20 protein-coding genes are annotated in these 21,567 nt (G+C 47.5%); 1 reads left to right on the plus strand and 19 read right to left on the minus strand.

What is annotated here, in order from left to right; all coding sequences use genetic code 11:
• Nucleotides 1–11 precede the first annotated feature (11 nt).
• From BLT35_RS13165 to BLT35_RS13240, 16 genes are all read right to left on the minus strand, one after another.
• Nucleotides 12–1,025: a sulfonate ABC transporter substrate-binding protein gene (locus BLT35_RS13165; RefSeq protein WP_074728330.1), complete on the minus strand. Its 1,014-nt coding sequence runs from the start codon at nt 1,023–1,025 to the stop codon at nt 12–14.
• A gap of 250 nt (nt 1,026–1,275) precedes the next feature.
• Nucleotides 1,276–2,208 (minus strand): LysR family transcriptional regulator, encoded by a 933-nt coding sequence (locus tag BLT35_RS13170; protein ID WP_082660986.1) that lies wholly within the window; start codon nt 2,206–2,208, stop codon nt 1,276–1,278.
• A 222-nt stretch (nt 2,209–2,430) separates the two neighbouring features.
• On the minus strand, nt 2,431–4,578 hold the full coding sequence (locus BLT35_RS13175; protein ID WP_074728335.1) for a dihydroxy-acid dehydratase domain-containing protein: 2,148 nt from the start codon (nt 4,576–4,578) through the stop codon (nt 2,431–2,433).
• Nucleotides 4,556–5,305 carry a FadR/GntR family transcriptional regulator gene (locus BLT35_RS13180; protein WP_083351291.1) on the minus strand — a complete coding sequence of 250 codons (750 nt, stop codon included), beginning with the start codon at nt 5,303–5,305 and terminating at the stop codon, nt 4,556–4,558. The genes BLT35_RS13175 and BLT35_RS13180 overlap by 23 nt, the downstream gene beginning before the upstream one ends.
• 100 nt (nt 5,306–5,405) lie before the next feature.
• Nucleotides 5,406–5,903, minus strand: coding sequence for a CDP-diacylglycerol--serine O-phosphatidyltransferase (gene pssA / locus BLT35_RS13185; RefSeq protein WP_254777556.1), 498 nt, complete (start codon nt 5,901–5,903; stop codon nt 5,406–5,408).
• A 215-nt stretch (nt 5,904–6,118) separates the two neighbouring features.
• Nucleotides 6,119–7,741: a thiamine pyrophosphate-binding protein gene (locus tag BLT35_RS13190; protein WP_074728341.1), complete on the minus strand. Its 1,623-nt coding sequence runs from the start codon at nt 7,739–7,741 to the stop codon at nt 6,119–6,121.
• 14 nt (nt 7,742–7,755) lie between these two features.
• On the minus strand, nt 7,756–9,234 hold the full coding sequence (locus BLT35_RS13195; RefSeq protein WP_254777557.1) for an aldehyde dehydrogenase: 1,479 nt from the start codon (nt 9,232–9,234) through the stop codon (nt 7,756–7,758).
• A 118-nt stretch (nt 9,235–9,352) separates the two neighbouring features.
• On the minus strand, nt 9,353–10,405 hold the full coding sequence (locus BLT35_RS13200; RefSeq protein ID WP_083351292.1) for an Ldh family oxidoreductase: 1,053 nt from the start codon (nt 10,403–10,405) through the stop codon (nt 9,353–9,355).
• A 53-nt stretch (nt 10,406–10,458) separates the two neighbouring features.
• The gene (locus tag BLT35_RS13205) at nt 10,459–10,833 is read right to left on the minus strand and encodes a Rieske (2Fe-2S) protein (RefSeq protein WP_074728343.1); all 375 of its coding nucleotides are present in this window, start codon (nt 10,831–10,833) and stop codon (nt 10,459–10,461) included.
• Between the two features lies 1 nt (nt 10,834).
• Entirely contained in the window at nt 10,835–11,929 is a 1,095-nt protein-coding gene (locus BLT35_RS13210; protein ID WP_074728345.1) for an amidohydrolase family protein, read from the minus strand.
• 45 nt (nt 11,930–11,974) lie between these two features.
• A complete protein-coding gene (locus BLT35_RS13215; protein ID WP_074728347.1) occupies nt 11,975–13,480 on the minus strand; it encodes a tripartite tricarboxylate transporter permease in 1,506 nt (501 codons plus the stop codon).
• A 13-nt stretch (nt 13,481–13,493) separates the two neighbouring features.
• Nucleotides 13,494–13,940 (minus strand): tripartite tricarboxylate transporter TctB family protein, encoded by a 447-nt coding sequence (locus BLT35_RS13220; protein WP_074728349.1) that lies wholly within the window; start codon nt 13,938–13,940, stop codon nt 13,494–13,496.
• A 101-nt stretch (nt 13,941–14,041) separates the two neighbouring features.
• Entirely contained in the window at nt 14,042–15,061 is a 1,020-nt protein-coding gene (locus BLT35_RS13225) for a Bug family tripartite tricarboxylate transporter substrate binding protein (RefSeq protein ID WP_074728352.1), read from the minus strand.
• Between the two features lie 21 nt (nt 15,062–15,082).
• Nucleotides 15,083–15,844 carry an oxygen-insensitive NADPH nitroreductase gene (gene nfsA / locus BLT35_RS13230; protein ID WP_074728354.1) on the minus strand — a complete coding sequence of 254 codons (762 nt, stop codon included), beginning with the start codon at nt 15,842–15,844 and terminating at the stop codon, nt 15,083–15,085.
• 17 nt (nt 15,845–15,861) lie between these two features.
• Entirely contained in the window at nt 15,862–16,356 is a 495-nt protein-coding gene (gene rraA, locus BLT35_RS13235) for a ribonuclease E activity regulator RraA (protein ID WP_074728357.1), read from the minus strand.
• Between the two features lie 12 nt (nt 16,357–16,368).
• Nucleotides 16,369–17,379 carry a 2-hydroxyacid dehydrogenase gene (locus tag BLT35_RS13240; RefSeq protein WP_074728359.1) on the minus strand — a complete coding sequence of 337 codons (1,011 nt, stop codon included), beginning with the start codon at nt 17,377–17,379 and terminating at the stop codon, nt 16,369–16,371.
• Nucleotides 17,380–17,567: 188 nt separating this feature from the next.
• Here BLT35_RS13240 and BLT35_RS13245 point away from each other — a divergent pair, with 188 nt between their 5' ends.
• Nucleotides 17,568–18,449, plus strand: coding sequence for a LysR family transcriptional regulator (locus tag BLT35_RS13245; protein ID WP_074728361.1), 882 nt, complete (start codon nt 17,568–17,570; stop codon nt 18,447–18,449).
• 276 nt (nt 18,450–18,725) lie between these two features.
• Here the strand turns inward: BLT35_RS13245 and BLT35_RS13250 are convergent, their stop codons facing one another.
• The 3 genes from BLT35_RS13250 to BLT35_RS13260 form a co-directional block, all read right to left on the minus strand.
• Nucleotides 18,726–19,595 carry an alpha/beta hydrolase family protein gene (locus tag BLT35_RS13250; protein WP_054818153.1) on the minus strand — a complete coding sequence of 290 codons (870 nt, stop codon included), beginning with the start codon at nt 19,593–19,595 and terminating at the stop codon, nt 18,726–18,728.
• 124 nt (nt 19,596–19,719) lie between these two features.
• A complete protein-coding gene (locus BLT35_RS13255; protein ID WP_074728363.1) occupies nt 19,720–20,214 on the minus strand; it encodes an aromatic-ring-hydroxylating dioxygenase subunit beta in 495 nt (164 codons plus the stop codon).
• Nucleotides 20,215–20,238: 24 nt separating this feature from the next.
• Entirely contained in the window at nt 20,239–21,405 is a 1,167-nt protein-coding gene (locus BLT35_RS13260; RefSeq protein ID WP_254777558.1) for an aromatic ring-hydroxylating dioxygenase subunit alpha, read from the minus strand.
• Between the last annotated feature and the right edge of the window lie 162 nt (nt 21,406–21,567).

Below are 21,567 nucleotides of genomic sequence, written 5' to 3' on the forward strand. Positions count from 1 at the left end.
CCTCTAACTGCTTACTGATTTTTCGGTATCCAGACATTTTCCCTGACGTTGATCTTCTTGGAAACAAGTCCGATCTTCAGGAATGTATCTGCAACGCTCTGCTGATCCTGTATGATTTCCTCATCGATCAGCTTGATGGTGAGAGGCCTTCTCCGCAAAGATTGTTCCCAGACCGCCACGTCAAGCTGCGTTTCCGCAGCAAGCAATTTGGCGACTTCCCCCGGATTTTGGTTAATCCATTCACTGATGTTTTGGAGCTCCTGAACCAGCGCTTGCAGCACCTCGGGGTGCTTTTCAGCGAACTCTTTTCCTCCCAGGTAGAACGTTCTGTAAATGACGAGCCCTTTCCCATCGGCCAGAACCCGATTTCCGGCAAGCTCGGCTGCCGAGAAGAAGGGATCCCAAACGACCCAGGCATCCGCACTTCCCCGTTCAAAAGCGATGCGTGCATCCGGAGGAGCCAAGTAAACCGGTTCGATATCATTCAGCGTCAATCCGACCGAAGCAAGCGCCTCATTGATCAAATACTGGGAAATCGACGCCTTGTTGAACGCTACTTTTTTGCCTTTCAGATCGGCGATCGTCTGGATCGGCGAATCCTTTTTTACCAGAATGCCCTCGCTTTGCGGACTGGACGGTTCACTGGCTACATACAGAAACGGCAGACCGCGCTCTTGTCCGAACAATACCGGCGCATCGCCGGCGATGCCGAAGTCAATGCTCCCGGTGCCCAGCGCCTCCATGACTGAAATGCCTGTGTTAAATTCAGACCATTGGACCTTCGTTCCAAATGGAGCCAATTTTTTTTCCAGCTCGCCTTTGGCCTTCAATACCATCAATGTTCCCGACTTTTGATAACCGATCCGAAGGACCGATTTTTCCGCATTCGGTTTGGCGGTCTGCCCGCCGGATGCTTGACTGTTGTTATTTGCGGTCCCGCAGCCGATCAACATAATGGATAGCGTGAACAGAGCGATAACGGATAAGATCATGCTGCGCTTCTTTCTTTTTCGTTTGAAATTCATAAAGCCAACCTCCCCAGGCATCCATCCCGGAAAACAAAAATTTGACTGCAATAAAAAAGAGACGCCAACATAACAAGTATGCTGGGTCTCCGGGGGGTCCGGTGGATCCGAAAATGTATAATCATGTGTTCAATCAAGCAAGTCTTTCATCTCCGGTTGTCCGGCAGAATTTCACAGTTATCCGATCGGGTTAATATAAGCATACAATAATTCATCAGATTTGTAAATTTGATAAATAAGAACAAAAGCTTCAAAAATTTTGAACTTCTTTATTCTGTACTCCCGTAATTTGATCGCATTTTTGATTTAGCAAACCGTCCCTTAACGTGCTGATCAGCTTTTCTCCTGCAGATCCAAGTGCCTTATAATCAGACTTCAGCAAAATGCCTGTCACCAGGCCGGTATCCAAATCATGGATTGGTTTTAGCACCGTTCCTTCCGGGGGAGGCGTTACTGTAATGATCGGAACCACCGCAATGCCAAAATTGGCTTGAACATAATATTTCAATGCGGACATGGTGCTGATTTCAATACCAAAATACGGGCTTCCGCCTTTTTCCAGCAATGCCGCTTCCAATTTTTTTCGGTATGGACAAATCGTAGTCGTAAGCAGCAGCCGTTTGCCCCGCAGGTCTTTTAAATAAATCTCATGTTTCCCCGCAAGATCGTCCTGCTTGGGAACAAGCAGCGCAACCTTTTCTGCGAAAAGCGGCTCAAACGTGGTTCCCAAACCTGTATCCGGTACACTGCATATGGCCAAATCAATTTTGCCCTCAATCAGCATTTCCCGCAACACGTACGTATTGCCGATTTGAATGCTGATTTGCACCTTGGGATAGCGTTCCATGAATGGAGCAAGGATTTTGGGCAGCCGATAGCTGGCCGCAGGTTCCATTACACCTAACCGAACCACACCCGCTTCCCCCTGAATCCATTCCGTCATGGCGCTTTGAAGGTATTCATAATCTTTTAACAGCAGATCCGCCTTCTCATGAAACAAACGTCCCGCCTCCGTCAAGCAGACTTTCTTGCTGCGTTCAAGCAATTTGACGCCCAGGTCGGATTCAAGTTTTTGGATATGCATCGTTATGGTGGATTGCACATATTTGAGTTCTTCCGCCGCTCGTTGAAAACTTCCCAGCTTGACAATCGTTTGAAACGTTTTTATCGTCCGCAAGTCCATCCTATCACCTTTACCTTTTTTTTGTTGAACCAACTTCATCTCTTCTTGCGTCGGAACAACCTTACCGATTCGGATAATAAAAAAAGCATGAGGATAAGATTCCCCATGCCTCCGGTTTACCGGTACGCTCTTCATATCTGTTCGAATAAACATTAATGTATTAAATATTTTAATGATACCTTATCATCATTTTTTAAACACGTCAATACAAACCAAACCATTTTAAATCCATTTCAACTCCGCGTCCAACGCGACTCCCATCGGAACTACGCCGCGGGACGCATCCGTACAATCGCGCAGCCGGTTCGATGCCGCCACGCGCTTTTGTCTTTTACGCAGCTGCTCCATCCGGGATAATCCCAGCTCCGTCCGCTCCGACCGAAGCTCTCCGGCATCCTGTACGATATGGCCCGAAGCAAAGCTCCCGGGATTCAGCAGATCGATGCGCTTCTTGCGGAACTGCAAATGCAGCAGATCTCCCTCCTGCAGATACAGCAGCCCGCCGCCATGAAAAGCTTCCGGAGTCATATGCCCTACAGCAGCGCCAAATGTCACTCCCGAATAACGGCCGTCGCTGATTAGAGTCGTCAAACGCTTTAACTGACGGTGTGCGTTAATATGCTGCATCGGCGTCATCATTTCCGGCATTCCGAATGCTTCCGGGCCTTGACCGGATATAATGACCGCCAGCCTGAGCCATTCCTCCCGAATCATCCGGTCGAACAGCTCATCATAGCTCAACGCTTGCAGCGCTTCCAAAGAAACGGATGCGTTGTAGGAAGCCATCCGCTTCAAATGTTCTAGCCCGAAGCTTCTTTGGGCCTTTAGGCGATCCAGCATGTTCACGTCCAATAACCGATGATTCGCTTCTTCTTCATTTTCAAAGTAAAGCACAAACGCGATCTTATCGTCGAATTGATCCAGCTGCTTTGTAGGCATCCCGCTGATTTTAACCACTGCATGGTTGAAAAAGTTTCCCCGGAGGACATCGACGCCGCTGAAGCCGCGTCTGGGCCTGCTCAGGATGATGGGATTGTCCTTCACGCCGTCCGCGCTCAAGCCTTCGGTATGGGACAGCCTTTCTCTCCAGGTTTGGCCTGTTACCGTCGGCGCATCCAAAGCCATCGGAACCCCGTTTCTTGTAAGCTCATAGATCAGCGTCTCCATGCCGCGGATTTGACCCGAGCAGCACTGCTGCGCCAATGCATAAATATCTCTGCCTTCGGTCAGGCTGTAATCGAATAAATCGGGAATCGGATGTTCGGCAGCAATGCGTTCCATGTCTTCCAGCGTAAAGTCAAATCCGGCATAGATCATCGCCCCGACAATATGCATCATTAGGTTGGTGGAACCTCCTGCGGAACTGTGGATCCGGATCACATTGGCGATATTGGCCCGAAGCAATTCACTTACGCTGCATTCCGGACGGTCAATGATGGAAAATAAGGATTCGATCGCTTTATTGACTTGAGCCTGTGTCGGCGGTTCCGTCAGCAGCTCCAGCTCCGGACATACCATACCGAACCCTGCCGTAACGTCCCGGGAGCTGTTTCCCGTTCCATGAAACGCACAGATGCCGCCCTTGGCGTCACACGTGCTTACCGCCAGCCTTTTTTCAAAATCCTTATGCCGTTCCTCAGTCAATAGTCCGCATTTGACGGCGCGTTCAAAAACCCCTTGGAATGAGGTGTTCGAGGAGCACTGAAGGATATAGCTCACCGCATCCTCAATGTCGGCGGCTATATCGTCATATCCCGCTGCGGCGGCCTGGGATACCAACTCCGCCAATTCCAGCTTCAAATCATCCGGAATCGTTCCCCCCTTGAGCACGTGGGAAGGGGCAAAGGTAGCAAACACATGATGCTCGCCGCGATTGCGCCGGACCCGGTCCAGATGAGCAAGCCCGCTTAATACGCCCAGCGGCTGCTTATCGCAACCCTGAATCACGAAAGCCCCGTGGTATGATTGCGCTTCCATTTGATTTACCACGATTTCCGCAATCGCGTTGCGGCTCTGTAATGAATAAGACATTCCCATGTTGTTTTGCGCTGTTCCGTCACAAAGCACCGGCGTGCTGAAATAAAACGGCACTCCGCCTTCCTGCCATATTTTCAAAGCAGCTTTGTACACCGTCTCATGGTCCAGAATGTGGGCCGGATGATCGGAGGAGCCGCCGATAATGGCGATCCTCGGAGAATTGTGCTCCAGCCGGTCATAAATGTTGTCAAGCGTCCAATCCGGCTCCCCGCCTTCGTATTTCCCGCCGAGACCGCGGCGTGCACGGTCCAGCAGCCCGGCTACCGTAATAGGCTCGTTCGCCTTCCCCTGCACATTGCCCTGATACGGATTAAACCCTCTGATTGTTATCATGATCTTTCCTCCCCTTCCTTGGATTCAATTCGGCGGCGGCTAGCCAGCCTTCCTTGAGCTTCATCGAATCCTGACGAACATCCTGGAGATGCGCCTTCATCATCTCTTTGGCAAGCGCGCTGTTTCTCTGCTCTATGGCCAATGCAATCAGCATGTGAAAATGTGCCGCTCTCTCGGCGCTTCCGGGAATACGCGTGGTTTTCCTGCGGCTCTCCAGAAGCAAGTCCGAGATCCCTTTCATCACCTGAGCCATGACTTCATTCGAGCAGGCCTCGGCGATATATTCGTGAAAGGCAATATCTGCTTCGAAATAATCTTCATTGTTGGCTACATCTTCGATCATTTTTGAAGCGGCCGCCTTTATATTCGCCATTTGTCCGGGAGTGGCTCTTTCCGCTGCAAGCGCTGCCATTTCCGGTTCAAGAACGGCCCGGAATTCCTGCAGGGAAAACATATCTCCTACAGAAAGCCGAGTGAGATCCCATGCGGTTTCCTGTTTCCAGCAGTTTGGATTGCGTACGAACATTCCTCTGCCGTGCTCAATGAGAATATACCCTTTGTTTTCCAAGATGCGCAGTGCCTCACGTACGGTGGAGACGCCGACCTGAAATTCTTTGGCTACGGCGGCCAGTGAAGGCAGCTTCTGTCCGGACTTCCACTCTTCCTGCTCAATCCTTCGGGTCAATTCATTCAAAACTTTGGTACTTGCCAGCTCCTTAATCATCATCACCAACTCATATGATATGTTAATAAACTTATAATATCACTTAAATCAGCGCAGGACAATCCGCAAATTCCATTCGCGAAATAGAACTTGGGATGACCGGCTATACCTTTTTGATCCGTATTTTACTGACCATTAGAATCGATAGAACCAGAGCAGCGTAGGCCGTAAAGCCATACAAGACGGGAAACCATAACAAAAAACATACGAGTAAACCCGCCGCCGGAATCGGCAGACCCTCAAAATATCCTTTGGTGGGGCGTGTATTGAAACGGGCCAATCTAAGAGCACCCGCTATGGGGAATACCATTAAAGCCATCGTCGATGCAGCTTGATGAGGGATGGTTTCATAAAGCGCTAATGCCGGAACAACCCCAAAACTGACGATATCCGCCAAGGAATCAAGCTCCACCCCAAATTCACTGGTCACTTTGAGACTGCGTGCTATTTTGCCGTCCAGCATATCAAATACGGCTGACAAAACAACGAACAGGGTAGCGATAAGCGGCAGATGATTGACAATGAAAACTAAAGCAACGATGCCGCTGCCTAAATTAGATAAGGTAAAAATATTTGGAAAATAACGAATGATCCGGTCCAACAAATCAAATCCCCTCGATAGGCTGAATGATGCTTCACTATTTTCCCCAATGGAAGGATTTTGATACTTTTTTGGAAATCAGAAAATGACGCACTTAAACTCTTCCTGTAGCCTTTCGTCTCACTATCCCTAACAATTAAAATAGAGCAGCAGCCTCTTACGTGCATAAGCAAGGTGCTGCCGCTCTTGTATTTTTAATAAATGAAAGATAATTCCTATAATTCTCTGATCGCTTCAAATTGTTTGTGGTAGGATGAAGGATCGATTCGAGCTTCTATGATGGATGGCATACCGTTCGTTGAAGCCAGCGCATATCGTATGGCTTGTCTCAGTTCCTCCTCCGTTTCTGCACGCCAGCCGTTGGCTCCGAAGCTTTCTGCGAATTTAACGTAATTAGGAGACACAAACTCCGTTCCAAACGGTTGATTGTAACCCTTCTTCACCTGTTTGACATCCATCAGACTAAGTCGGCGGTCTGAGAAAACGATGGAGATCACCGGCCATCGATTTTGAACGGCAGTAGCGATATCCGGTAGCCTCATCATGAAACCGCCGTCGCCTGTCAGCGAAGCTACCACCTTATCAGGAAACACATGCTGCAGCGCCATAGCTGCCGGCAAAGCAAAACCCATGGTTGCCAGGCCATTAGAGATAAAAAAAGATTGAGGATGAAGGGACTCCCACAATTCGATCACCAACAGCTTGCTGGCTCCAACATCTGTCGTCATCAAAACATTCGCGGGCAATTCCTCCTGAGAAATACGAATCACTTGATCAGCGGTTAGCACAGTTCCACTTGTCTCTAAGGCTGATGTTACCCGTTGGCGATATCGGGCTGCTTCATGAAGCTGCCACTGATTGTTGCAATCCGCCATATAATTGCCGATAAACTTTAAGGATATCCCAATATCGCCAATCACCTCCGCTTCCGTACGATACATCTCATGATCGTTCGGATCATCGCTGATATAGATCACCGGCTGACGATATTTCCATTTTTTAGGAAGCAATTCCACAGGATCTAGACCGATCGCTACAATCAAATCGCATTTTTCCATAATTTCGGTCTCTAATCTTCCACCCATGAATACGCCCAAGGAAAGCTCGTGCCGATCGGATAAAGCCCCTTTCGCCTTAGCCGTTTTGAAAACGGGAATTTGATAGGCCTCGACAAATTTCCTTAACTGCTCATATCGGCTCCCATTTCCGTTGTTGATGGTTAAGCCCACAATCACTACGGGGAATTTTGCCTTTTGAATAAGAGACGCAGCGGTTTTCAACCGGGTCTCGTCAGCGGTTAGAAGATTCGCCTCTTGGCATAAGCTTTCTATATCCTCATCCACTTCCCGATGAATAAGATCATTCGGAATATCAAAGTGCACCGGTCCTCTTTTCGGCGTCATTGCCACGGTATATCCTCTGTGCAGCATACTGCTCCAATTCGAAACGGATAAACTGCTTGAAAGCTTCGTGAGGGGTTTAAAGGCGTCCGTATGAACAATTTTTTGGCGCAGCGCATAATCCACATTTTCACTGCCGTACCTGTCGCTTAACGTAATTAATGGCGCACGATCGAGTAAAGCATAGGCTAAACCGGTGGACATGGACAACGCTCCCGGTCCCAAATCCGTCAGGCAAACACCTGTTTTTCCCGTAACCTCACCATACACACTGCCCATGATCGCTGCCGTGGTTTCATTTTGCGTCAAAACAAATTTCATATCGTGGTCGCCCATATAACAGAGCAAATCCGAGCTGCTGCCGCCCCCGGGTATGCCAAATACCGTGTCGATCTCCGAATTTCCTAGTTTTTTGATGATTGCTTCTCCTAATTTCATTGGCTCACTCCTCGTTAGGTTTGCATGGAAAAAGGGTCACGTGCATCGTCGGACAGATTAATCATGACATTTTTTATCTGAGTGTAATCCATTAACGCATGCCAGCCCCTCTCTCTCCCGTACCCGCTCATTTTGACTCCGCCAAAAGGCGCTTGCGCTGCCGAAGTTCTGTACGTATTCACCCAAACCGTTCCGGCTTGAATTTGTCTGGCCAATCGATGCACCCGTTTGACATCGGAGGTCCAAATCCCCGATGCCAATCCATACCTGGATTCATTGGCAATCTTCACCGCTTCCTCTTGATCCTCAAACGGAATGACACTTAAGACCGGTCCAAAAATCTCTTCCTGCGCAATAGTACTGTGATTTTGCACGTCAACAAATATCGTTGGAGCAATAAAATAACCATGCTTCATCTCGCCTTCCGAGACAGGATGACCGCCGTACACCAGCTTGGCCCCATCCTCCTTACCCTTCTCAATCATGGAAAGGATTCGATCGTACTGTGGCTTGTTGGCGGCCGGCCCCATCTCGGTTGAGGGGTTGAGCGGATTGCCTAACCGGATCGTTCGGGCTTTATCTACCACTTTTTGGATGACTTCATCGTACACGGAGCGCTGTACCAGCAGACGCGATCCGGCAATGCAGGTTTGACCGCTTGCCCCGTAGATGCCGGCGACAGCTCCGATCACGGCTGCGTTAATATCCGCGTCATCGAAGATGATATTGGGAGATTTCCCGCCCAGCTCCAGGGTTACGGGGATCAGATGTTGGCTCGCATTTCGGGCAATAAGCTTCCCTGTTTCCGCACCGCCCGTAAAGCTAATCTTGTTCACAGCAGGGTTCCGGGTTAGGAAATTGCCAACCCGATGATCTCCCGTTACGATATTGACCACGCCATCGGGAAAGCCGGCTTGTTGAATGAGCTTGCCGAATTCCAGCGTCGTAGCGCTCGTATGCTCGGATGGCTTGATGATGACCGTATTCCCTGCAGCCAGAGCAGGAGCCAATTTGTTCGTTAACAGAGCAATCGGTGAATTCCATGAGGTAATCAGCACTGCTACACCAAGCGGCTCCCTTAAGGTGTAATCAAATAACGAAGGATTGTCTAACGGAATGACCTCGCCGTTTAATTTGTCGGCGTAGCCTGCAAAAAAGCGATAATTTCGTGCTGCAAAATGCATCTGATTTCTGGTTTCACGGATGACTTTTCCGTTGTCCGTCGTTTCTATACCAGCTATTCGGGCTGCATTCTCATCCAGCAGGTCGGCCAATTTCATCAATAGCTGCGCCCGCTGCAGCCCGCTTACCTTTTTCCATGATGTATCAAAGGCTTTGCGCGCCCCCTCAATCGCTTGACTCACATCGTCTTCAGAAGCTTGAGGAATAGTCGCCCAGATCTCCTGGTTAAACGGGTTGCTGGTCGGAAAACGCTCTTTCGTTGAGCTGTCCACCCATTGTCCATGGATGAGCATTTGGTAATCGATGGTCACATTCACTCACCTGCCGCAACAAGATTTATGATCTACTTGCGATGTTGAACCTCCATATCGATGAAGCTTTTCCTGCTTCAACATTGATCCGCATTGTCCGGAAAGGATCATATGTGTGTCATTTGACTTCCGGCAAGCGGACAGCATATTCACTACAAAGAGCAGCGACTACACCAAACATTTGTTCCGGTATAGTTACATCCGCTTGATTTCGGCCCAGCTTGCGCGTCCATTCTCTTTCCCCGGGAAGCAGAATCTCCGTCTCCTCACGGATCTTGGGAGCCGCTTTCACAATACGCACTAATTCGTCCACCCGCTGTTTAAACTCCGTAAGGTCCATTAACGCTTCGACGTTTAACGAGATAAACAGGTGGCCGTTATTTCGTATCCCGTCCTCTTCAACGCCCGGCACTTGATCGCCGAAATTAGCCCCTGTGAGGACTCCCGACAAAATATCAATCATCAGTGTAATCCCATAACCCTTGTAATCTCCGATCGGCAAAATCGCGCCCTCCAACGCCTCTTGCGGATCGGTGGTCGGTTCGCCATATTTATTAATGGCCCAACCGAATGGAATCGACTCCCCCTTCAAGGCCGCAAGCCGGATTTTGCCCCTTGCTGCTACACTGTTCGCGATATCCAAAGTAATCGGATGGTTCAAATTTGTCGGTACGGAAATCGACCATGGATTGTTGCCAAGAACAGGCTTCAAGCTGCCCGTCGGTGCGATCCCCGGAGATGCATTCGAGAATACAATGCCGATTTGGTTCGATCTCGCAGGCATCTCCGCATAATAGGCGGCCGCGCCAAAGTGGCTGCTTCTCCTCACGCCGACAACGCCAATCCCTCGCTGGCTGCTTGTTTTGATCGCTTGCTGCATCGCATAATAGCTGACGATGGCTCCTAACCCGTTATCGCCATCCAGCAATTGGACAATCGGACCGCTCTTGAGCGTTTGGATATGGGGCTGCGGGTTAATATTTCCCCGTTTGATTTGTTTTAAATACGTAGGCAATCGATAAAAACCGTGTGTATAAATTCCTTTTTCATCCGAATCCAGCAAATGTGACATTAATATCTCCGCATGTTCCCCGGAAACTCCGGCATGGCTCAATATCTCTTTTCCCATATTGATATAATCGGAGCAGCTTATGGTATAGACCTTATCCATACGAGCCTCCTTTAACCAATCTTTGTTAACAGACAACGAAGCTGGCAAAGCGATCAGTCCGGCAGTTCAATCTGCAGGTTGTTTTCAGAATCCGGTTGAACTTTATAGGTTTTGACTTTCCAATCGCTTCTGACCAGGCATTCTCCTGTCCGGACATCAAATTCGATACCGTGCCAGGGGCAGGCAATCAAATTTTTTTCTACGGATATAAATTCCCTCACTTTGTGATTATCCGCGACCTCCGCATCAATCCGATCAAATACACCGGCATCTTCGCAAAGCGGTCCTCCCTGATGCGGACAGTAATTTCGCAGCGCATAATAGCTTCCCTCTACTTTGAACACGCCGAAGGAGTGGCGTCCAATCCGGAAGACCCGATGGTTTCCAACCGTAATATCCGCCGCAGGACATAAATAATGTGTGCTCATGTTATTCCTCCTTAAACCGCAAAACTTTTCTTGCGTTTTCTCCAAGAATTTTGAATTTGTCTTCCTCGGAAAGGAACGTCAAGCGCTCGATACATGTTGGATGATCCCAATCATAGTGAGGATAATCCGATGCATACATTAACGTATTGGGTGCATCGATCATTTCGAATACCATTTTGAGATGGTTCATATTGCCGGGCAGCTCCAAAGGTTGGGTTCCATAATAAAAATCCTTAATGTATTCACTCGGCAGCTTTTTCAGTAACGGCACTTCCGCCCTGCGCCGCATGTATTCGTTATCCAATCTGTACATCATTTGCGGAATGTAGAAAACACCGGATTCCTGGAAAATAAAATCCAATGTAGGGAAACGTTCTTTTACGCCCTGCATCACAACACTGGTCAACTGAATCATATTGCTGAACACAAAATCCAGGCTGTGGCTCTCCACCCATTTTTCCAAGCCTTTTGCGTACGTATTGTCATCTGGTCCCGCAAACCCGCTGTGAAGGATACACGGAAGGTGAAACCGTTCCGCAGCATCATATATCGGATCATAGTAACGATCCCCAAGCGGCGGATTCGGTCCGTTCGTCACAATAATAATTCCGCAAAATCCGGGCTCGGCACCGACCCTTTCAATTAATTTTCTTGCCTCTTCCGGATCTTGTGAAGGCACGGGAAGCGCACAATAAATACCATGCTCCGGATCGGCCATCTCCTCTAACATATAGTCCGCATGGCCGTTGGCTAGAGCGACGGCACGGCCTTTATCGTTGATTCTCCCGCAATGAAGCATATAGGTCGGCACCATCACAATCGTTTCAAAATCCAGAAACTCCATCGTTTCTCTTATGCTTTCTCTTGTAGAGGAGATACCCAGGGTTCTTTTCGACATATCATTTTTGTGTGCGCCTATTCGAATGCGGCCCCCCATTAAAGGATCACCAACCGACCCACCGCTGACCGGCAAAAAATACTTCCCGCTCCAATCCCGAATTCGGCTCTTCCACGGCTCTTCCAAGTATTTGTGCACCGCTCTTGGATCATCGTGATAATGCGCATCCACATCTACAATTCTGTACTTTGACGCCATGTACCTTTCCTCCCCTGTACCGATTGGTATGAAATGAATCTCAACTCACATGTTCACTCGATCTGTTTGAGCCGTTTTCTTCCTCTTCCAATTCCCATATACTGTGGCGCCAACGATGAGCAGTATAAGTATAATGATCCCAATGGAATAGCCTCGCGAAATAAATATGCTGTAGCTTCCCTCGGATAGCATAAGAGAACGTCTCAGGCTGCTTTCCATCAGGGGACCTAAGACAAACGCCAAAATAAAGGCCGGAAACGAGTAATCCAATTTTTTGATCATGAAACCAATGAGTCCGATAAAAAGGGCTAACCATACGTCAAAATGGGATTCCTTATGGGCATATGCGCCGATGACACACGCAATAAAAACGATGGGGATAAGGATATAATTAGGAATGGTCAGCAGCCTGGCCCAAACAGAGGTGGTATATTTGCCAAATACATACATTAATATGGTGGCTGCAAAAAATCCCCAGAAAATCCCATATATCAAATCAGGTTCATTTTTAAATACTTGCGGCCCCGGTTGAATTCCCTGTATCATAAAAGCCCCCATAATCACCGCAACCGTTGCGGATCCCGGAATCCCTAATGTTAATAAAGGCACTAAATTCCCGCCAACGACGGCGTTATTCGCCGCCTCGGGAGCGGCAATGCCGTTAGGTTCACCCTTCCCGAATTTTTCCGGATTTTTCGATACTCTTTTCGCTTCCGTATAGGCGAGCCACGAAGCCGCACTGGCCCCGAGTCCCGGGATGATCCCCGCGATGACCCCAATGACGGATCCTTTGGTTGTGCTCTTCCATACCGATTTCAGCTCACTCCAGATCAGCGATACCTTTAAGTTTTGGGTATTTGTAACATATCGCTTACGCAAATCGTCGGTCACCATGCTCAGAACTTCCGAGATGGCGAACAAACCCGTCAAGACGGCAATCAAGGAGAGACCTTCCATAAAATGAATGCTGCCCATCGTAAATCTCGCGGAACCGGTAAAAACGTCTAAGCCTATTGTCCCCAGGAGCAGTCCCAACAGGACCGATATGACACTTTTGGGAATGTCCCTGGAGCTTAAGCTCACAACGCTTATCAAACCTAAAAGTGCGATTAAGAACAATTCCGGATCGGCAAATTTGATGGTTAGCTTGGTCAAAGGAACCGTAAGCATCATTAATGCGAGAATTCCGATGAGGCCTCCAATGGTAGACGGGATTAAGGAATAAGCCAAAGCTTTGCCTGGGTACCCGTCCTTGGCCATGGCGTTGCCGTCAAGGACGGTTGCTACGGCAGCTGCAGTCCCGGGAATGCCCAGAACTATGGAGGTAATGGAGCCTCCATACTCGGCGGCCTGATATAAAGCGACGAGCATCAGTATGGCCGGAACCGTATCCATCGTATAGGTTAAAGGCAGGAGCAAAGCTACGCCTACCGTAGGTCCAAGTCCGGGCAATGCCCCAATAAGCAGCCCAAACAAGGTGCCAAAAATAATGGCGAATACATTGCTCCACGTCAATAATTGCGAAAAATCATAGTAAAGAAAATCAAACATAGCTTATCCTCCGTTAGCGGATTGTAAAATTCAGCAGACGATCAAACACCACATATAAGAAGGCGGCCAATCCTAACGCCATAGCCAAGTATTTAAATGCCTTTTTTATACTATGTTTGTCTTGATTATAGAAATAAAACAAAATGGCCATGTAGATGAATGCAAATAGATAAAATAACCCGAACATGTGCCACAGACCGATAAACACAATACTCAATAGGACTGTGAAAATAATGTAGCGGAGATTCGCAATTTCAACACGCTCATCTTTTTTTTTCTTTGTTGTAATCCAACTGATGATACAAAAGATAATCAGAAGAATGCTGAGCAGTCTCGGGAAATATTCAGGTCCGATCGTTTGTCCCGATGCTGCCGGTAAATAAAACGAAGACCTGAAAAACAATATTCCTATCATGGAGAAAAAGATCAGGGACACGTAACTTGCTATTTTATAGCTCATTGCCTCGCCTCCGCTTCAGGCTTGTTGATCTCAACTTTCGCCACTCCATAGCCGGAATTCCCCCAATTGAACTGTGAAAGTGGAAAGATATCGGTATCAGATTACTCCAGGTTTTTAAACACTTCTTCCGCATCGGTAACATAGTTGTTAAAATACTCGGTAAAATCAGCGGTGTTCTTATAAAAATCTATCTGCTGATCCGTCTCCATAAATTTCCTCCACTCCGGATCTTGTATTACTTGTTCAAAGGCTTTGCTTAATTTTTCGAGCCGATGTTGCGGAATTCCAGGCTTTCCAAAAAAGGCCCGCCATAAATTCTCATCAACGATATTCGTTAAGCCTAATTCTTTAAATGTCGGTACATCCGGACGGTTCGGAGCGCGCTCTGAACCGGTAACCGCTAAGATCCGAACCTCACCGCTGTCAACATGCTGATTGACTACCGAGCTGGACGATACCAAGGCATCCACATTGCCGCCCAATAAGGCGAGCAATGTCTTGCTGCCGCCGTCGTAAGGAATGTAGTTCGCCTCAATACCTGCTTCTTTTAAGATTTTATATAAGAAAACATGATTGGTACCCTTGGTCTGGGAGCCGGATACCTTCAGCTTCCCCGGATTGGCTTTGGCGTACCGGACAAAGTCGTCAAAGGTTGAAAAGGGGCTTTCCTTTAATACGGCTAACACTTGATAATCAGCATTGATGCTTGCGATCGGTACAATATCCTTCGTTTTGAACGGCACTTGGCCTGAAGCCATCGTATAAGCAAAGGTTGAAGAGTGATAAGTGATCGTATACCCGTCGGCCGGCTGGGACATCATGTAGGATACGCCTACAGCACCGCTTCCGCCTTCTTTATTAACGGGAACAAAAGGCTGACCGACGTATTTTTCGGCAATCTTGGCAAACGTTCTGGAGAAGGTGTCTCCCGCTACGCCAGGCGAGAACGGAATAACCAGGTTGATCGGTTTGTTCGGATAGTCATCCTCCGGCGGGGTTGAAGGGGAATCTGCTGTTCCTCCGGCCGGCTGGGTTTGGCTTTGTGACCCACAGGCGGCTAAGGTGAAGGCAAGAGATAAAATGATGACGGAAGCCATGACGGATTTTATTTTTCCTATCAAAGCAATTACCTCCCTTATTTTTTATGCAAGCGGAAAGCCTTGTTCGGACAAGAAAGACTTCATATTCATTCTTCTCGGACGTTTTCTTTTGTTGGTCATGGTTTCTGACCAGGTTTCGGATCGGATACCATGGGTTCGATTCAAATAATAGGCTCTCATGATTTCATCATATTGATGAAGATGCTTGTTAACCTCTTCAAACCTCTTATATTTATTTTCAAAATAAATCGCTTCCAACGGCAGCCGCGGTTTTTGATCCGGAATCTCCCCGGGATAGCCAATGCACATTCCGAATACCGGATAAACTCTCTTCGGCAATTCCAGCAGTTGAGCTACTTCATACGGATGATTGCGCAGCCCTCCCGTATAGACAATCCCTAAGCCAAGCGCCTCGGCGGCAATGGCTGCATTTTGAGCGACCAATGCGGCATCTATCGTAGCAACCATAAACATCTCCGTTGATTCGATCGCTGCTGTCATATTCACACCTTGCTGCAATGCAATTTTTTCCAACCGATATAAATCTGCACAAAAAACAAGAAAATGAGAACAGGATTCCACTTGGGGCTGGCTGCCGGCATATTCCGCCAATTTTTTTTTTCTGATCGGATCGGTTACTCCGATAATGGAATAGGACTGCCCATGGCTTGAGGAAGGTGCCGCTTGGGCGGAAGTGATAATGTTTACTAAATCAGGATCCGATATTTTTTGGTCTCTAAATTTTCGTATTGATCTGTGATTTTGCAGCAGCTTGAGGACATCCGGATTGGGTTCTACATTCATGCTCGAATCCTCACTCCTTACACTCTCAATTCTTTTTCTGAAATAACGACCCCATCGGGATCAGCATAAATATAATGGCCTGGAACCCAATCGACATTGCCAAAATCAAGGATCACATCGCGAACTCCCCTTTGTTCTTTTTTGACAAATCTGCTGCTTAACGGATGACTTCCCAAGGCCAAAATACCAATATCCAGATTGGCCAGACCTTCGATATCGCGCACCAAACCATGAACTATGATCCCGGTAATTCCCCTGGATGCCGCGATGCCGGCCTTTCGATCTCCCATCCAGGCACAAGGTGCGACATGGATACCATCAAGCACGATGACGGTTCCCGGAGGCACTTGCTCGATCGCCTCCATGAAAATTCGGTTGTCATTCGAGTATAACTTTACTGTAGATATTTTCCCTGTAAACGCTTTCTTATTGCCGTAAGATTGAAATGCGGTCGAACAAATCTGGATTTGATCCGCAAACTGATCACAGATATCCGAAGTTTTGATACTCATTGTATAAACCTCCTACCATTTTTGTTGATTTCCTGACAGCTTTAGTGTGGACAAGTTCACCACATCCGCTTCGTCGTAAGGTGTACCGCTAAGCAGAAAATGATTAATATTACGGCAGGCCTTGTCAACGACGTTCTCCATCGCCTCTACCGTTCCTCCACCAATATGGGGGGTAAGTACAACATTGTTTAATGTGGTCAAGAGATCGTTTTGTTCCAGGGGTTCATTCTCAAAGACATCGAGCCCCGCCCCCAGAATTTGTCGGTTCTTCAAACTTTGGTACAGCGCTTGTTCATCCACGATGCCGCCTCTGCAGGTATTAATGAGGATCGCCGTCGGTTTCATCAACTTTAAATTTTCTTCATTGATTAAATGGTAAGTGTGCTGATTGAATGGCACATGTAAGGAAATCACATCCGATTCGGCAAGCAGCGGTTCGAATTCCATAAAGCTTACATTAGTCTTCGTTTCTTGTTCGTCTGACAGGCGGTTAACATCATAGTAACGGATCTCGCATTGAAATCCCCTTAAAAGGTTGGCGACCTCTTTTCCGATAGCGCCAAACCCGACTAACCCAACCTTTTTTTGAGATAATTCGTAAGAGCGGTCTCGCAGTTCCGTCTTTAACCATTTCCCATTTAATACCATTTCGTTATGAGCCGTAATGATATGCTTATAAACCGACATCATCAACAGGACGGCGTGCTCCGCAACCGACCGGGCATTCTGCCCTTTGGTATTACTTACAGGAATCCCTTTTCTTGCTGCCGTTTCTAAATCAATATTGTTCACACCCGCACCCAATTTTTGAATGAATCGGCATTGGGCCGCTTGTTCAAGCCACGCTTTGGATATCCCTTTTGTAAACGTAATCAAAACATCCGCTGAGGATAGATGGATGTCCTTGTCGCTTTCCTGTTCACAAAACACAATGTCAACAGCGGGATCAAGCTTACTTTGGATTAAATGCTTCATCTTATCTGAAAGCTTATCAAGCGATACGACCTTTTTCCTTGTGTTCAAGCAATCCCCCTCTTTCATCTCCAAATTCCATGCAGCGGACGCGGATTATCCACTGGATTTTTTTGCTTGATCTTGTTTGTATTGATTATAGTACATTAAGAATAATCAATAAAATATAAATATTCTTTATTATCTGAATATTTTCTTTATAATTTAAACATATACCTGGTTTAAAGGAGATGCTGAGGTTGGACGATAAAGACTGGAGCGTTTTGCAGGCTGTATATCAAGAAAAAAATATTACCAGAGCTGCGCAGAAGTTGCATATTTCTCAACCCGCCTTGACCTACCGGCTAAATCAGTTAGGGGAGCATTTTGATATCCAAATCTTTGTCCGTGGAAAAAGAGAGCTCAAATTCACGAAAGAAGGAGAGCATCTGATTGCCTATGCCAACAAAATGGTCATTGAACTGCGGAAATTAAAAGATCAGCTGCAGGACTTAAAAAAGCAGGTTAGCGGGGAATTAAGACTCGGGGTTTCCAGTAACTTTGCACAGTATAAACTCCCCACCATTCTGAAAAACTTTCACGATCATTACCCGAATGTTCAATTTAACGTTCAAACGGGCTGGAGTGTACAAATTTTGGAGCATTTGACCAAAGAAGAATTACATATCGGGATCATCCGGGGGGATTATGAATGGGGTGATGCCAAAATATGGATGGGCTCAGATCAGCTTTGCTTAATCTCAAAAAAGCAGGTCTCCCTCGAAAATCTGCCTCATTTGCCAAGAATCCGCCACCAGACCGACCCCGATGCCAAAAGAGCGATCGAGCAATGGTGGCAGACTTATTTTACACAGCCTCCTTATATCAGTATGGAGGTCGACAAATTGGAAACCTGCAAAGAGATGGTACTTAATGGGTTAGGCTATGGCATCATCCCCCACTATCTGCTGTCGGAAAAAGACAAGAGCGATGATCTGTTTATTTATCCTTTACTAATGGATGGAAAAGCGGTATTGCGGAACCTTTGGGCATTTTATTATGAGGATGATACAAAGCTTTCTGCAGTTAAAGCATTCGTAGATTTCCTGAAACGGCATTACTATGAATCTTCCGGGGAGTAAGCGGATGGCCCAGCCATTTGAGCTCGTGCCGACATACGTCTACCTCTACCTCGCTTGATGATTCCCGCTTTGTCACCAGCCAAACGCTTCACGTCAACGGCAGAGAGTGGACTTTATCATAACCTCTCAGCGCCTGACAAAGAATCCCTCTTGTGTTCACGAACAGATAGGGTAATATTAGCCCAATACTGTCTGCACAAGAGGGATTCGATCATTCCGGTGTGCTCCAAAGCGGCATTGCGTTCACTGATGAATTGTCGTCACCGTCTGTTCATACTATGAAATTTCCTTCAAAAAATGAATGCTCTCCTTTAATGCTGTTTCCAGTTCTTCTGTTATGCCCTGAAACGGATGAACGGCCCCGAACGTATGATTTGCACTAGGAATGGTCAAGATTTGATGCTGAGGCGCAGCTTGGCGAAGCCGTTCAAACCCTTCCTTCAGGCGCGGAGAATCCTGACCGCCCTGGACCAGCAGTACCGGAATTTTTAATTCGGCCAAACGGCGGACGATATCAAACCTCTCCGCATTGCGGGACAAGTCCTCATAGAAGCTCGCCTGGATCGGCATGTCTTGTTTCGTTCGCACATTCGTTACGTAGGCAATGCCATGCTCGGCTATCTGAGCTTTAAACGCATCGTCGAACAGGTCGGCCGATGCAATCCCGTTCCAAGTGACGACAGCCTTCACCTGAGGATGCTCAGAGGCAAAAATAATGCTTCCGCCTCCCCCTTTGCTGTGACCCAGCAAGTAAAGACGCCGCGGATCGGCGAATGAAGCGAGCGGCAGCGTTCCCGACTCAAGAGCTTGAAGCAGGACGGCAAGATCCTCCTGCTCCCGTGAATAAGTATTCCGTGCGAACTTATCCAGCTCGTCAAAATCCCGTTCGTTCACTCCGTTGCAGGAGTAATTGAAGGTGACTGCGAAGAAGCCTTCCCCGGCAAAACGCTCCGCGATATACGGAAAGAAAGACCAGTCCTTAAAGCCTTTGAAGCCGTGGCTGATAAATACAACGGGTCTGGCGGTGTCCTCCGTCCCGCGCGCTGCCCTCACCTCACCGCGAATATAAAGCGGCTCACCGGTATCCAAATGGCCCGCCTCCAGGATAAAAGGTTCCCGTATGATCGAATTCGGTGTCTGGCTCATATCAATGCCTCCTTATGATTACATATTACATAAATTGGGTTGGATTATTTTTATTGTAACATAAGGATTGACTTTGTGATGACAATCATTTGCTTCAAAGGTGTTTTTCTGCATGAGCGGCTAATTAAATCGGCGTTACCAGCAGCGTTGGGATTAGAGCCGTATCGTAAACGGCCAGCTTTTCTTTAAATTTCGCCTCGCCGTTCACAAATGTAATCTTATCCATGTATTGGCCGACATTATAAACCTCTGTTATCCCATCCTGTCTCGTTTGGAAAACGGCATAATTGGCGCGCACCAGATAAGTATCACCCTCCTGGCCTGCCATGCGGATACCGCTTACCAAGTGCTTATAGGTATGCGCCTCATAGATATTCGCGTGTCTGTGGGCTGTAATCCGGTCCTTCAGCATCCCTTTACTGTCGCAGTATATCACGCAAGTCAGAAGATTTCTCGCATAGTTTTCTCGGGAAATCACTTTATATAAGCATTCCTCTGTAAAAAAGTCCGGCCATTGCTCCAATTTATCATTGTCGATGCATTCCACGTAGGCGTGGACTAATTCTTCTATGGCCGCTTTGATTTCCAATGCCGGTGCATTCACTTTCTGTTGATTCATGGATCTGCACTCCTTTCTTTCCGATTAATATCCCATCAATTCACGATAACGCTTCCAAAACCCGCGGATCGACGTTTCGGTAGCACGGAATTCCTGACTTTGTACCGTTTTGCCGCCCATTTCGACAAATGAGCTTTTATCCTTATCCCGGACGATTCCTCTTTGTACGAGCTCCCCTACTCCCCCATCCTCCAAAGAAACAAAACCGGCGGGACCTACCAGATTGGATTGCTTCATACGCATCGTTGTCATTTGGTCGTCATCGTCCTCATAACCGAAATAAGTCCAATGCAGCTCACATTTCTCCGGGCCCTTCGGCAGTAATTGACGGACCGCAAGCGTATTATGAATTTGCTGCAGTACCATGCCCGGAAATATCGACTGGATCGCAAGCGTAATTCCGTCCGCAAACTCCTTCCGGCCTTCCAACATGGTAGGATCTTCCAATTTATATTTGGAATTAAAGGAACGAAGGTTCGCTTGTTTATATGTGTCCTCGTTCTCGTTTGATGAACCGTAGGTATAGCTCACATGATGCATTCCTGTATCGTCCATATCAATACCGCCGCGTTGTGAAAGGCGGTTCAGTCCAAAGGTGCTAAAGAACGTATGAAGGATACTTGCATGATACGAATCTTTGACATTCTCGAAATAAATCTTCCAATTATTATTCATCGATTGGCGGTTATAGCCGAGAACACGAACCGGTCGATTGAAAACACGCCGAATATACCCGCACATTTTTTCACCGAGATATTCCTGCAGCGGCATCACATGAGGATCGAAGGAGCCGAAAATCACACCGCAGAAGGTTTCGATTCTCAGCTTGTGCAAAGCATGTTTGGATGTATCGAAGTCCTCCGGCATGCCGCCCTTGCCTTCCACACCGCTACGGAAAGGGACTCCTTTCAGATCCCCTTTGGCGTCAAAGGCCCAGGCGTGATAGACGCAGGTGAAAGTTTTGGTATTGCCGCAGGAATCCATACAAACGGTTGCTCCCCGATGCGAACAGCGGTTGACAAAGGCTCTGATTTCTCCGTCGCGGTCTCTGGTCACGACGACCGGCGTGTCGCCGACAAAGGTGGTCTTATAATCTCCGCTTTGCGGCAGCTCTGCTTCTAAAGCCAGGAAGTTCCAGGTTGGTCCGCGGTAAATCCTCAGCTGCTCCTGCTCGTAAACCGATGGGTCCATATATACCTGATAAGGAACTCTAGTGACCCCCTCCTCAGGCCAGCTGATTATCTCCGTCGTCTCAGTACCAAGTTTTGACATGATCATGTTCCTTTCTTATTGGAATGTGAGTACTTTTATATTAGAGAAGCGACGGACCGATAGACAGCAGACGATTCAGCT

It is taken from the genome of Paenibacillus naphthalenovorans (assembly GCF_900099895.1).
GTDB lineage: Bacteria > Bacillota > Bacilli > Paenibacillales > NBRC-103111 > Paenibacillus_G > Paenibacillus_G naphthalenovorans.

What these genes read in the sequence shown, in the direction of transcription:
- rraA (WP_074728357.1), bottom strand. Translation starts at nt 16,356, where the DNA reads ATGAGTATCAAAACTTCGGATATCTGTGATCAGTTTGCGGATCAAATC.
- BLT35_RS13200 (WP_083351292.1), bottom strand. Translation starts at nt 10,405, where the DNA reads ATGGATAAGGTCTATACCATAAGCTGCTCCGATTATATCAATATGGGA.
- BLT35_RS13180 (WP_083351291.1), bottom strand. Translation starts at nt 5,305, where the DNA reads ATGATGATTAAGGAGCTGGCAAGTACCAAAGTTTTGAATGAATTGACC.
- BLT35_RS13250 (WP_054818153.1), bottom strand. Translation starts at nt 19,595, where the DNA reads ATGAGCCAGACACCGAATTCGATCATACGGGAACCTTTTATCCTGGAG.
- BLT35_RS13175 (WP_074728335.1), bottom strand. Translation starts at nt 4,578, where the DNA reads ATGATAACAATCAGAGGGTTTAATCCGTATCAGGGCAATGTGCAGGGG.
- BLT35_RS13190 (WP_074728341.1), bottom strand. Translation starts at nt 7,741, where the DNA reads ATGAAATTAGGAGAAGCAATCATCAAAAAACTAGGAAATTCGGAGATC.
- nfsA (WP_074728354.1), bottom strand. Translation starts at nt 15,844, where the DNA reads ATGAATGTAGAACCCAATCCGGATGTCCTCAAGCTGCTGCAAAATCAC.
- BLT35_RS13260 (WP_254777558.1), bottom strand. Translation starts at nt 21,405, where the DNA reads ATGGACCCATCGGTTTACGAGCAGGAGCAGCTGAGGATTTACCGCGGA.
- BLT35_RS13215 (WP_074728347.1), bottom strand. Translation starts at nt 13,480, where the DNA reads ATGTTTGATTTTCTTTACTATGATTTTTCGCAATTATTGACGTGGAGC.
- BLT35_RS13205 (WP_074728343.1), bottom strand. Translation starts at nt 10,833, where the DNA reads ATGAGCACACATTATTTATGTCCTGCGGCGGATATTACGGTTGGAAAC.
- BLT35_RS13255 (WP_074728363.1), bottom strand. Translation starts at nt 20,214, where the DNA reads ATGAATCAACAGAAAGTGAATGCACCGGCATTGGAAATCAAAGCGGCC.
- BLT35_RS13210 (WP_074728345.1), bottom strand. Translation starts at nt 11,929, where the DNA reads ATGGCGTCAAAGTACAGAATTGTAGATGTGGATGCGCATTATCACGAT.
- BLT35_RS13170 (WP_082660986.1), bottom strand. Translation starts at nt 2,208, where the DNA reads ATGGACTTGCGGACGATAAAAACGTTTCAAACGATTGTCAAGCTGGGA.
- BLT35_RS13165 (WP_074728330.1), bottom strand. Translation starts at nt 1,025, where the DNA reads ATGAATTTCAAACGAAAAAGAAAGAAGCGCAGCATGATCTTATCCGTT.
- BLT35_RS13220 (WP_074728349.1), bottom strand. Translation starts at nt 13,940, where the DNA reads ATGAGCTATAAAATAGCAAGTTACGTGTCCCTGATCTTTTTCTCCATG.